The sequence below is a fragment of the Rhodococcus sp. Z13 genome (assembly GCF_025837095.1).
GTDB classification, from domain to species: Bacteria; Actinomycetota; Actinomycetes; order Mycobacteriales; family Mycobacteriaceae; genus Rhodococcus; species Rhodococcus sacchari.
On record NZ_CP107551.1, the window covers coordinates 2410679 to 2422387 of the forward strand.

Here is an 11709-nt window from a genome sequence, read left to right on the forward strand (position 1 = left end):
GTCATGCACACGATGCATGACCGGGGATGCACATTATGAGTTGGATTGATCGCGCGGTGGTCGCTTCACTGAAAGGCATGACCAGCAGCCCTCCCACCGCCGACGTCGACCTGTTCGCCGACGACGTCCTCGTCGACCCCTATCCGACCTTCGCGCAGCTGCGCGCACTCGGCCCCGTGGTGTACCTGCCGCGCCACGACGTCTACGCCCTGACCCGCTACGACATCATCCGCGGCGCCCTCGCCGACACCGCGACGTTCTCCTCCCGCAGCATCGCCTTCAACCCCGCCGCCAACGACGCCCTCCGCGGCACCTCCCTGGCCTCGGACCCACCGATCCACACCGAACTGCGCGCCACCCTCACCGAGAACCTCTCGCCGCGGGCGCTGCGCGGCCTCAAGGCCGGCATCGAAGCCAAGGCCGACACCCTCGTCGCCGACCTGGTGGAGCAGGGCTCCTTCGACGCGATCGACGCGCTCGCCCGCGCCTTCCCGCTCGAGGTCGTCGCCGACCTCATCGGGTTCACCGGCGAGGTGCGCGCGAACATGCTGCGCTGGGGACAGGCCGCCATGGAGGTGCTCGGCCCCATGAACCAGCGCACCGCCGAGAACTTCCCCATCGCCGGGGAACTGTACGCGTGGTGCTCCCAGGTACAGGCCGAGGACCTCACGCCCGGCTCGGTCGGGCGCGGCATCTTCGACGCCGAGGCCCGCGGCGCCATCCCCGCCGGCAGCGCCGGGCACATCATCCACCAGTACCTCGGTGCCGGGGTGGACACCACCATCGCCTCGATCGGCAACCTCATCGCGTTGTTCGCGACGTTCCCCGACCAGTTCGACCTCGTCCGCGCCGACCCGTCGCTGGTGCCGTCCGCCTTCGCGGAGGTGCTGCGCTACTGGGCGCCCCTGCACGCCTGGGGCCGCGCCGTCACCCGCGACGTCGAGATCGACGGCCACCTGATCCCCGGCGGGTCGCAGGCCGCGGTGCTGCTCGGCTCCGGCAACCGCGACCCGCGGCACTACGAGGACCCGGATGCGTTCCGGGTGGTCCGCAACCCGGTCGATCACCTGTCCTTCGGCTACGGCCCGCACGGCTGCGCCGGCCAGGGCCTGGCCCGCCTCGAGGCGCACGCGATCCTCGCCGCCCTCGCCCGGCACGCCCGCCGCCTCGTCGCCGGCGAACCGGTCCGGCTGCCCGCCAACACCACTCGTTCCATCGACGCCCTCGAAATCCTGGAGGTTGTGCCCGCATGAAGATCACCCTCGACCGCCCCCGCTGCGAAGGCCACGGCCTGTGCGAGGAGACCGCCCCCGAGCTGATGCACCTCGACGACGACGGCGAACTGGTCCTCGACGTCACCGACGTCCCCGAGGACGGCCCGCAGGCCGCGGCCGCGCGCGCCGCCGTGCGGGTGTGTCCCGTAGCCGCCCTCGGGCTCGCATGAGCACCGCAGTTCCCCTGAACATGAACACCGTGCGGGAGCGGATCGTCGTCGTCGGCAACGGCATCGCCGGGCAGACCGCCTGCGACAGCCTCCGCGCCGCCGGGTTCACCGGGCAGCTGACCGTCGTCGGCGACGAACCGATCCCCGCCTACTCGCGTCCCGCCCTGTCGAAGGCGCTGCTCACCGACGGTGGTTCCCACGAACTCGCCGCCCCCACCCACGGCGCCACCGAACACCTCGGGGTCGCCGCGGTCGGCCTGGACGTGGACGCCCGGCTCGTGCACCTCGACGACGGCACCGCCCTCGAGTTCGACGGGCTCGTCATCGCCACCGGGGCCCGGCCCCGGCCGCTGGGCGACGGTGCGCTGGTGCTGCGCACCCTCGACGACGCCCTCGCGCTGCGCGAACGACTCGTCGCGCGCCCGTCGGTGACGGTGATCGGCGGTGGCCCCCTCGGCATGGAGGTGGCCTCCGCCGCCGCCCAGGCGGGCTGTGAGGTCACCGTGGTCACCGACACCGCCCCGATGCTGCCGCAGTTCGGCCCGTATCTGTCCGAACTGTTCACCGCCGCCGCCACCGCTGCGGGGGTGAGGCTCGTGTACGGCACCGCCACCGGCCTGCAGGCCGGCACGGTGACCCTCGACGACGGCACCCGCATCACCGCCGACCTGGTCGTCGCCGCTATCGGGGACCTCCCCAACGTCGAGTGGCTGCGCGGGTCCGGGCTGCTTTCCGACGGGCGGCTGATCGCGGACTCGCGCGGGCGGGTCGCGCCGGGCATCGTCGCCGCCGGGGACGTCGCGTACCTGCCGATCCGCGGCGTGACGCGGCGAATCCCGTTGTGGAACAGCGCGATCGAACAGGCCCGCACCGCCGCCGCGGCGCTGCTGCACGGCGACGACGCCCCCGAGGGCGATGCCGATCCGTACTTCTGGACCGAACAGTTCGGGGTGCATCTCAAGGCGATCGGGCACCTGCCCGCCGACGGCGAACCCACCCTTCTGGCCGGCGACGATCCGCGCGGCCCGGCGCTGCTGCACTGGCGGCATCCGGACGGGGCCGGGGTGGCGGTGGCGATCAACCACCGCATCCCCATCCCGCGGCTGCGCCGCGCCGCGGCCACCGGGGAGCTGCCGGCCCCCGCCCGGGCCGCTCGGTAGGTTCGTGGGGGTGAACCACCCCCCGCAACACCCCGCCGATCCCGACCTCGCGCGGCTGGCCTCGGTCAACCTCAACCTGCTGGTGCCGCTACTCGCGGTGCTCGAGGAACGCTCGGTCACCCGCGCCGCCGCGCGGGTCGGGATGACGCAGCCGGCGATGAGCCACGCGCTGGGCCGGATGCGGCGGCTGCTCGGTGACGAGCTGGTGGTGCGGCAGGGGAGCGGGCTGGCCCTGACCCCGCGCGCCGTCGAGCTGATCGCGCCGCTGCGGGAGGTGCTGCGGCAGACCGCGCGGGTGGTGAACTTCCCCGGCTTCGACCCGGCCCGGGACAACCGCACCATCACCCTGGCGATGACCACGAGCACCGCCTTCGTCGTCGGCGCCGAGCTGACCCGGGCGATCTCCGAGTGGGCCCCGCACGCGACGGTGCGCATCCGCACCTTCGTCGAGCCGCAGCCGTCGGATTTCACCGACGACGGGGTGGACGTGGTGCTGGTCTCGGAGGCGTTCGCCGCGCCCTATCCGCGGGAGCGGCTCTACGAGAACCGGTGGGTGGTCGTCGCCCATCCGGACACCGCCCCGGACGCACCGGCGCTGGAGTTGCTGGAGTCGGTGCCGCACACCGCCTACGACGCGCGGCACCGCATCGCCCCCTATGCGGCGCTGGATGCGGCGGGGGTGCCCTATCGGATCGGCCGGCTGGTGTCGGATTTCCTGCTGGTGCCGCAGCTGGTGGCGCGGGCCGGTGGGGTCGCGATCCACACGCGGCGGGTCGCGGCGCAGATGCGCCGGCAGTTGCCGTTGCGGATCGAGGAGTTCCCGCTGCCCGTGCCGCCGCTGGGTATCGACATGGTGTGGAATCCGCGGTTGGCGGACACCGTGTTCATCGCGTGGTTGCGGGCGATCCTCGTCGAGGCGACCACCGAGGCGCTCGTCGTCGGCTGAACCCGCCTCGGCCGGTGCTCGCGTTCAGGCGTCGTGGACGTCGAGCAGGTGGCACCACGAGTCGGTGAGTTCGTCGAGGCAGATCTCCCGTGGGGTGCGCCAGCCGATGGAGAAGTAGCGGCGGGACATGTGTTCGAGCTGCCCGAAGGCGAGCACGCAGCGGATGCGGCGCCGCGCCGGGTCGATCCGATCGGCGCGGTTCAGGCCCTCGGTCATGTCGGTGACGGCGCTTTCGAACCACTGCTCGGTCTTCGCGGCGACGTCCGGGTCGTGGGCCGTCTGGTAGGAGGCGACCATGTACGGCTTGATCTCGTCCCACTGGGTGAACTTGCGGTCGAGGAACTGCCGCACCAGCGCGCGGGAGCCGGAGGCGACCACGGTGGTCAGGTCGGGATCGTCGGCGCCGGTGAGGATCGCGTCCACCTTGCTCAGCAGTGCGCTCATCACGTCGGCTTTCGACGAGAAGTGCAGGTAGAAGGTGGTGCGGGTGGAGCCTGCGGCGGTGGCGATGTCGTCGATGGTGGTCGCGGCGTAGCCCTTGGTGCCGAACAGGTCGAGCGCCTTGGCGAGGAACAGCTCGTAGGTCATCTGCTTCTGGGCGGCACGGAGCGACATGGCCGAAATCCTAACCTCGACTCGAGGACTTACCGTCGAGTACAGTCACACATCGTTGAGCCAATTAACTTGACAGCGTGTAATCCGAATTCGTACTGTGACTGCCAACACGTCGCGTGACCAGCGATGTCGACGAAAGGAAAGTGCCGATGACAGGCGCCGAGTCCCGCACCGTCCACACCGTCCTCGGGCCCGTCCCCGCCGCCGACCTCGGTGTCGTCGCCGTTCACGAGGCCCTGCTGTCGGTGTTGCCCGGCGCCCGGTACGCCCACGACATCGACTTCGACCGCGCCGAGATCTTCGGTGCCCTGCTCGACAAGCTGCGCGCCTTCCGCGCCGCCGGCGGCGGCACCCTCGTCGACGCGACCGGCATGTTCCACGGCCGCGACGTGCCGCTGTACGAGAACCTCTCCCGCGCCTCGGGGGTGCACATCGTCGCCTCCACCGGCCTCGGCCCGGAGAACCTGCTCGGCGGCTACTTCCTGACCCCGCAGACCAACCCGCCCACCCCGTGGCCGGCGGAGAAGTTCGCGGACCTGTTCACCAAGGAGGTCACCGAGGGCATGGTCGTGCCGCGCGTCGAACGCCGCGGCCCCGCCGGCCTGGTGACCACCGCCGCGAACCCCGACGGCATGACCGTCACCGAGGAGAGCCTGTTCCGCGGCGCCGCCCGCGCTGCCCGCGACACCGGGGTCGCCGCCTCCCTGCGCTACGGCAAGGACGCGGTCGCCGACCTCGACGTCGCCCTGAGCGAGGAGCTGCCCGCCGACCGCATCGTCGTCGCCGGCCTGGACCGCCGCGACGCCGTCGCCGCCGGGGCCCCGGCCGCGATCGCCCGCCGCGGCGCCTACGTCGGCCTCGACCACGTCGGCAGCGAGGACGACACCCATCTGTCCGACGCCGAGCGCGTCACCCTGGTCCGCGAGCTCGTCGACGCCGGGTTCGGTGACCGGATCCTGCTGTCCGCGAGCGCCACCGGTGTCGCCAAGGGGCACCCGGCCAACGATCTGCCCTACGCGACGGTGCTCACCGGGTTCGTGCCGCAGCTGACCGCCGCCGGACTCACCGACGACGCCGTGCAGCGCATCGTCACCACCAACCCGCAGGACCTGCTGGCCGTGCGCTGAGCCGCCGCCACCCACCCGTCACCGAGAAGTCTTCGTCCCGAAGGGGAAACAGCCGTGTCGAAAGTCAACACCGTCCTGGGCCCGATCGCGCCCGAGGAACTGGGCATCGTCGCCGTCCACGAGCACATCGGATACGGCATGCCCGGCTCCGAGCTGGACACCCGCTGGTGGAAGAGCCCCGAGCAGCGCTACGAGGAGACCGTCCCGAAGCTGCGCAAGTTCCACGAATACGGCGGCGGCACCTTCGTCGACGTCACCGGCATCTGCAACGGCCGCGACATCGACTACTACAAGTCCCTCTCCGCAAAGACCGGCGTGCACATCATCGCCTGCACCGGCTTCGTCGGCGGCGACACCGCCCTGCCGTTCTTCGAACGCGCCTCCGTCGACTACCTCACCCGCCAGTTCGTGCACGAGATCACCGTCGGCATCGGTGACACCGGCAGCCGCGCCGGCGTCATCAAGGTCGGTGTCTCCCGCGGCGGCAGGATGACCGAGCTCGACAAGCGCATCTACCGCGCCGCGGCCCGCGCCGCCCTCGAAACCGGCGTGCCGATCCTCACCCACCTCGCGATCGACGCCGAGAACGCCATCACGATCTTCACCGAGGAGGGCCTGCCGCTGCACCGGGTGCTGTTCGGGCACGCCGACGACGGTGTCAACGCCGAGAAGACCCGCGACACGTGGATCGCCGAGCAGGGCGGCCGGGTGGGCTTCGACACCTTCGGCTACGAAACCGAACTCGAGGACCCGCCGTTCTGGGCCCGCCCCCGAGCCGAACGGCTCGCCCACTTCCTCCGCTTCCTCGATGCCGGCCACCTCGATCAGGCCCTGGCCGGCGTCGACGCCAACTGCAGCCCACTCGGCTGGCCGGGCGTCAAGGGACACACCGTGAACTACCTGTTCGAGGACCTCATCCCGGATCTGCGCGAGGCCGGACTCGACGAGGCGACCATCACCAAGCTGTTCGTCGAGAATCCCGCCGACTTCCTCACCATCGCGCAGCCCTGACCTAACCCCCGGCGCCCCGCGCGCCCTCCGAAAGAGACCCCAGAATGCAGTCTTCGGATCTGAACGACCTCACCATCGCCATCGTCGGGGCCGGCTACGCCGGTGCCGCCGCCGCCAAGGCGCTGTCGCTGCTCGGCGCGAACGTCACCGTCTACGAGCAGGCCCCCGAGATCCTCGAGGTCGGCGCCGGCATCGGCCTGCGCCCGTCGAGCATGGCCCGCTTCCACGAGTGGGGCATCTTCGACGAGATCGCGAAGGTCAGCTCCCCGAGCGACTACTTCGAAATCCTCACCGCCACGGACGAGCCGATCATGAAGGACAGCTGGCCCGAGCACGGCGAGCAGAAGAACACCTACCTGATCCACCGCGGCGACTTCATCGACGCCCTCGTCGGGGTGCTGCCCGAGGGCATGGTCAGGCTCGGCCACCGGCTCGAGACCGTCACCGACCACGGCGACCACAGCACCCTGACCTTCACCAACGGCACCACCGTCGACGCCGACCTCGTCGTCGGCGCCGACGGCATCAAATCCGTCGTCCGCCGCCAGCTGTTCTCCGACGCCGAGCCCGTCTTCTCCGGTGAGCGCGCCTACCGCGCCGTCATCGACCTCGACGACGCGCACGGCATGGTCACCGACGACAACCTGCGCATGTACATCGGCCAGGGCACCAAGGTGTACCTGCTGCCGCTGCGGCACCGCGGCCAGGTGTCCTTCGACATCACCGCCCTGTGCCCGGACCCCGACTGGGCGCCGCAGGTGAGCAAGGAGGACATGCTCGCCACCGTCACCGGTTTCGACCAGCGCATCGTCGACATCACCGCCGGCCTCGACATGAGCACGGTCAACATCCGCGGCGTGTACGACATCGACCCGATCGACGTGTGGCACTCCGATTCGGTGGTGCTCGTCGGCGACGCCGCCCACTCGATGCTGCACCACCAGGGTCAGGGCGCGAACTCGGCGATCCTCGACGCCGGGGTACTCGCCGACAGCCTCCGCGAGGCCGCGACGCTGCCCGAGGCGCTGACGCTGTACCAGGCCACCCGCAAGCCCGTCACCGACGAGCTGCAGCGCATCTCCCGGCAGGGCTGGAGCGAGGACGAGGTCCGGGCCGTCTTCCCCGGCCAGAAGCCCGCCGCCCAGCAGCCCGCCGCGAACTGACCGGCCGCCCACCGCGATCCCCAGGAGCCCCCGCACCATGCCGTTGCATCCCCGCATCGCCGAGATCCTCGCCGACCTGCCCGCCCCGCCGCCCGGCCCCCTCGACCCGGCCGCGATGCGCGCCGGCGAAGAAACCCAGGTGCCGCCGCTCGATCAGCGGCTGCCCCTGCACGACGTCCGCGACACGATCGCCGACACGGCAGCCGGACCGGTGCCGGTACGGATCTACACCCCGACCGACGCCGAGCGCTTCGGATTGCTGATCTACTTCCACGGCGGCGCGTTCTTCCTCGGCAGCCTCGACACCCACGACCACGTCGCCCGGCACCTCGCGCAGGCCACCGGCTGCCGGGTCGTGTCCGTCGGCTACCGCCGCGCCCCCGAAGCGGCGTTCCCCGCGGGGCTGGACGACTGCTACGGCACGGTGCGGTGGGCCACCGACCACGGCGACGAACTCGGCTGGGACGGCACCACGCTCGCGATCGCGGGGGACAGCTCCGGGGGCACCTTCGTCGCCGCCGTCACCGGCCTCGCCCACGACGACGGCTTCGACCGCATCACCCACCAGGTGCTGTACTACCCGTCCCTGGACCTGGACTTCGACGCCGACCGCTACCCGTCGATGCGGGAGAACGCCGTCGGCTACGGTCTCGAAACCGCCGGGCTGGCACCGTTCAACGCCTTCTACCTCGACAGCGGCGCCGACCCCGCCGACCCGCGCGTGTCGCCGATCAAGCGGGAGGACCTGACGGGACTGCCCGCCGCGCTGGTCGTCACCGCCGAGTTCGACCCGCTGCGCGACGAAGGCGAACTCTATGCCCGGCGGCTCGAGGAGGCCGGGGTGCCGGTGACGGCACGCCGCTACGCCGGCGCCAACCACGGCTTCGTGCAGAACTTCTCCTGGATCCCCGACTACGCGCAGGTCTTCGAGGAGACCGCCGCCTTCCTGCGGGGCGACACGCATGAGTGACGTGGCGATCCATCCGATCGTCTCCCCGTGGGGACGGTTCGGGCTCTACACCTTCTTCATCGACGCCGAGCAACCCGCGATCGTCGACACCGGCATCGCCTCGTCCCCGGCCGAGGGCATGGCCCCCGCACTGGAGAAGCTGGGCCGGCGGCTCGAGGACGTGCGGTGGATCCTGCTCACCCACGGGCACATCGACCACATCGGCGGCGCCCACGCCCTGTGGGAGGCCACCGGCCGCACAGCCCAGGTCGTCATCCACGAGGCCGACGCCCCGCTGCTGCGCACACGGCAGGCCCACGTCGACGACTACCTCACCGGCCGCGGGCAGTACCTGAACGACCCCGAGGGCGCTGCCCACGTCACCGCGGCCGCCGAAGCGGTCATCTCGGGGGAGATGGAACCGACGATGCTCGTGCGCGGCGGGGAGACCCTCGCGCTCGGCGGCGGCGTGGAGATCTCCGTGCACTCGATCCCCGGCCACACCCCGGGGTCGGTCGCCTACGTCGTCGAAGGGCAGAACAGCGTGTTCGTCGGCGACGCCGTCCAGGTGCACGGCGCCGCCAACGGCTTCCCCGGCTACACCGACCCCGACGCCTACCGCGACAGCCTCGCCTACCTGCGCGAGACGATCCGCCCCGAGAAGCTGTATCTCGGGCATCCCTACCGCCGCGCCGACGGCACCCCCTACGGCGTCGAACTCGACCGCGACCAGGCGGCCGAAGCCCTGCGGGAGAGCGTCGACATCGAAGGGGGAGTACGCGGCGCCGCCCACCGCTGCCTGTGCCACGGCCCGGCCACCACCGACTCGGTGTACTCACCGTTCGAACCGGTCGCCACCGACCTCGGCTACACCGGCGACCCCACCCTCGAGCCGTCCCCGTTCTTCACCACACTGCACGGCTACCGCACGCAGTACCAGCACCGAGAATCCACGAAGGAGTCGTAAGGCCCATGGCCGAGTTCGAAACGTTCGACGCGGGCGGACAGACCATCCACATCCGCAAGCACCTGCGGGTCCCCATGCGGGACGGCATCGAGCTGGCCGCCGACGCCTACCACGGCGTCGACGACAAGCCCCGCCCCGCGCTGGTCGCCCTGAGCCCCTACGGCAAGGAACTCCAGGCCCTCGCCCTGACCACCCCGCCGCAGCGCCGCCCCAGCCCCATGTGGGACGGCTGCATCGAAGCCGGCGACATCGCCCGCGTCGTCGCCGAGGACTACGTCCACGTCATCGGCGACATCCGCGGCACCGGTGACTCCGACGGCGAGCACATCGGCAACTACAACGCCGGTGGGGTCTCCCTCGGCCAGGACGCCTACGACTTCATCGAATGGGTCGCCGCCCAGCCCTGGTGCGACGGCAACGTCGGCATGATCGGCATCTCCTATTTCGGGTCCATGCAGGTCCTCGCCGCCGCTGAACGCCCCCCGCACCTGAAGGCCATCTTCGTCTCCGGCGGTCACTACGACTTCTACGAGACCACCTACCACGGCGGCATCATGTGGTTCATGCCCCGCGCCGCCCGTGAGGGCCGCGGCGGCGACTCCGGCTGGGCGTTCACCGACCGGGTCACCTCCCGCATGCTCGAGACCTACACCCCCGAGGAGATCCGGGCACGGGTGCAGCAGCGCCTCGCCGACCCCGACGTCGCGGCCTGGCCGAATCTCGTGCACGTGCTGCACTACCCGAAGCACCACGAGGCCTGGTTCGACATCATCACCAACGAACTCGACGGCGAGTGGTACGAGGAACGCAACCCCATCACCCTCGCCCCGAACATCGACATCCCCGTCTACCTGCAGATCGACCAGGGACGCGGCTGGACGATGGACGGCACCATCGAACTGTTCCACGCCCTGCAGGGACCGAAGAAACTCGACATCGGCCCCTACCCACCCATGCAGTCGCGGCCCTTCATCGAAGAGCACGACACGATGTTCCGCTGGTACGACTACTGGATCAAGGGCATCGACAACGGCATCATGGACGAACCCGCCGTGACCGTCTTCGTCGAAGGCTCCAAGCAGTACGTCGCCGCCGACCAGTGGCCACCCAAGGCCATCGACTACCGGCCGCTGTACCTGCGTCCACGCGGCAAGCTGTCCACCGAACCCGAACCCATGGGCACGCAGTACGCCGCCCCGGACGGCTTCTACCAGGCCCCGCTCACCGTCACCGACAAGGTCGAGATCCTGCGCTGGGAGACCCCGGTGTTCACCGACCCCACCGAGATGATCGGCACCGGCGCCGCGCACATCTTCGCCGAGATCGACCAGCCCGACACCAACTTCATCCTGCGCATGTGGGACTACGCCCCCGACGGCACGCGGCAGCTGATCACCACCGGCTACCTCAAGGCCTCCCACCGCGAACTCGACGACCGCACCCGCGAGGGCAATCCCTACCACCCGCACACCCGCGCCGTGCCCGTCGAACCGGGCACGATCGAGGAATACGTGCTGCGGCTGTACCCCTTCGCCGCGACCTTCATGCCGGGCCACAAGCTCGTCGTGGAACTGTCGAACAACGAACCGCTCGCCGACGAACACAACGCGCTGCTGCCGCCGGACGCCTTCCACCTGCCCGTCGGCCGCCCGGTGACCCACAAGATCTACCGGGACGCCGCGCACCCGTCACGGCTGGTGCTGCCGTTCACCACCGCCGCGCAGGACTGAACCGGTTCGTCGCCACTCGCCGGGTTCCGGGTCATCCGAGCCCGGCGAGCACGACCGGCGTCCATGCCGGCCACCGCACCCCCGCCGAACGGTCCTCGTCCGACGAGGGTGCCCCGACCGCGTCGGCCATCGTCTTCGCGTCAGCGCTTCAGCGGGCTGTAGAACACCAGGCCGTTGCCCTTGTTGTCGTAGACCACCGCGCGGCGCTCGTGCGCATCGTCGTAGGGGCCCTTCACGATGCCGCCCCCGGCCTCCTCGATCGCCTTCGCCGCGGCATCGACGTCGGCGGTCTTGATGCCGACGACCACCTGACCATGAATCGGATGATCCACCGCCGTCGCGAGGGCGAGGGTGACCCCACCACCGTCGAGCGCGGCGAAATGCGTGCCGTCGCGGAACTTCAGCGCCATCCCGAGGGTCTCGCTGTAGAACTCGATCGACTCGTCGAGATCGTCGGTCGACAGCACGATCATCTTGACTTCGTGGTCGCTCACGGACACATCCTCCTCGAAGTTCGAAAACGCGCACAGCATAACGCCGTTCGGAACCGGACGCAGGCGGCGCGGTGCCGTGTTCGCCACCGCGGCACCGGTTCGT

The 11709-nt window shown here is 70.6% G+C and carries 12 protein-coding genes; 10 read left to right on the forward strand and 2 right to left on the reverse strand.

What is annotated here, in order from left to right; translation table 11 throughout:
- The first annotated feature begins 77 nt into the window (after positions 1-77).
- Genes OED52_RS10975 through OED52_RS10990 form a run of 4 tightly spaced genes read left to right on the forward strand, consistent with a single transcriptional unit; the run spans position 78 to position 3550 of the window.
- On the forward strand, positions 78-1253 hold the full coding sequence (locus OED52_RS10975) for a cytochrome P450 (protein WP_264150943.1): 1176 nt from the start codon (positions 78-80) through the stop codon (positions 1251-1253).
- Entirely contained in the window at positions 1250-1444 is a 195-nt protein-coding gene (locus OED52_RS10980) for a ferredoxin (RefSeq protein WP_264150944.1), read from the forward strand. The genes OED52_RS10975 and OED52_RS10980 overlap by 4 nt, the downstream gene beginning before the upstream one ends.
- Positions 1441-2604, forward strand: a complete 1164-nt coding sequence (locus tag OED52_RS10985; RefSeq protein ID WP_264150945.1) for an NAD(P)/FAD-dependent oxidoreductase — start codon at positions 1441-1443, stop codon at positions 2602-2604. The genes OED52_RS10980 and OED52_RS10985 overlap by 4 nt, the downstream gene beginning before the upstream one ends.
- 10 nt (positions 2605-2614) lie before the next feature.
- Positions 2615-3550 (forward strand): LysR family transcriptional regulator, encoded by a 936-nt coding sequence (locus OED52_RS10990; RefSeq protein ID WP_264150946.1) that lies wholly within the window; start codon positions 2615-2617, stop codon positions 3548-3550.
- A 24-nt stretch (positions 3551-3574) separates the two neighbouring features.
- Here the strand turns inward: OED52_RS10990 and OED52_RS10995 are convergent, their stop codons facing one another.
- A complete protein-coding gene (locus OED52_RS10995) occupies positions 3575-4165 on the reverse strand; it encodes a TetR/AcrR family transcriptional regulator (RefSeq protein ID WP_264150947.1) in 591 nt (196 codons plus the stop codon).
- Between the two features lie 149 nt (positions 4166-4314).
- Between OED52_RS10995 and OED52_RS11000 the strand changes: the two genes are divergently transcribed.
- From OED52_RS11000 to OED52_RS11025, 6 genes are read left to right on the forward strand one after another with little or no spacing between them, the layout of a single operon-like run.
- Positions 4315-5292, forward strand: coding sequence for a phosphotriesterase family protein (locus OED52_RS11000; RefSeq protein ID WP_264150948.1), 978 nt, complete (start codon positions 4315-4317; stop codon positions 5290-5292).
- Between the two features lie 54 nt (positions 5293-5346).
- Positions 5347-6303 (forward strand): phosphotriesterase family protein, encoded by a 957-nt coding sequence (locus OED52_RS11005; RefSeq protein ID WP_264150949.1) that lies wholly within the window; start codon positions 5347-5349, stop codon positions 6301-6303.
- Between the two features lie 44 nt (positions 6304-6347).
- Positions 6348-7466: an FAD-dependent oxidoreductase gene (locus OED52_RS11010; RefSeq protein ID WP_264150950.1), complete on the forward strand. Its 1119-nt coding sequence runs from the start codon at positions 6348-6350 to the stop codon at positions 7464-7466.
- 37 nt (positions 7467-7503) lie between these two features.
- Positions 7504-8436, forward strand: a complete 933-nt coding sequence (locus OED52_RS11015) for an alpha/beta hydrolase (protein ID WP_264150951.1) — start codon at positions 7504-7506, stop codon at positions 8434-8436.
- Positions 8429-9382 (forward strand): MBL fold metallo-hydrolase, encoded by a 954-nt coding sequence (locus tag OED52_RS11020; protein ID WP_264150952.1) that lies wholly within the window; start codon positions 8429-8431, stop codon positions 9380-9382. The genes OED52_RS11015 and OED52_RS11020 overlap by 8 nt, the downstream gene beginning before the upstream one ends.
- 5 nt (positions 9383-9387) lie before the next feature.
- Complete coding sequence (locus OED52_RS11025) at positions 9388-11112, forward strand: CocE/NonD family hydrolase (protein WP_264150953.1); 1725 nt, start codon at positions 9388-9390, stop codon at positions 11110-11112.
- 140 nt (positions 11113-11252) lie between these two features.
- Here OED52_RS11025 and OED52_RS11030 read toward each other — a convergent pair whose 3' ends face one another.
- Positions 11253-11606, reverse strand: coding sequence for a VOC family protein (locus tag OED52_RS11030; protein WP_264150954.1), 354 nt, complete (start codon positions 11604-11606; stop codon positions 11253-11255).
- Between the last annotated feature and the right edge of the window lie 103 nt (positions 11607-11709).

What these genes read in the sequence shown, in the direction of transcription:
- OED52_RS10975 (WP_264150943.1), top strand. Translation starts at nt 78, where the DNA reads ATGACCAGCAGCCCTCCCACCGCCGACGTCGACCTGTTCGCCGACGAC.
- OED52_RS10980 (WP_264150944.1), top strand. Translation starts at nt 1,250, where the DNA reads ATGAAGATCACCCTCGACCGCCCCCGCTGCGAAGGCCACGGCCTGTGC.
- OED52_RS10985 (WP_264150945.1), top strand. Translation starts at nt 1,441, where the DNA reads ATGAGCACCGCAGTTCCCCTGAACATGAACACCGTGCGGGAGCGGATC.
- OED52_RS10995 (WP_264150947.1), bottom strand. Translation starts at nt 4,165, where the DNA reads ATGTCGCTCCGTGCCGCCCAGAAGCAGATGACCTACGAGCTGTTCCTC.
- OED52_RS11000 (WP_264150948.1), top strand. Translation starts at nt 4,315, where the DNA reads ATGACAGGCGCCGAGTCCCGCACCGTCCACACCGTCCTCGGGCCCGTC.
- OED52_RS11010 (WP_264150950.1), top strand. Translation starts at nt 6,348, where the DNA reads ATGCAGTCTTCGGATCTGAACGACCTCACCATCGCCATCGTCGGGGCC.
- OED52_RS11015 (WP_264150951.1), top strand. Translation starts at nt 7,504, where the DNA reads ATGCCGTTGCATCCCCGCATCGCCGAGATCCTCGCCGACCTGCCCGCC.
- OED52_RS11020 (WP_264150952.1), top strand. Translation starts at nt 8,429, where the DNA reads ATGAGTGACGTGGCGATCCATCCGATCGTCTCCCCGTGGGGACGGTTC.
- OED52_RS11025 (WP_264150953.1), top strand. Translation starts at nt 9,388, where the DNA reads ATGGCCGAGTTCGAAACGTTCGACGCGGGCGGACAGACCATCCACATC.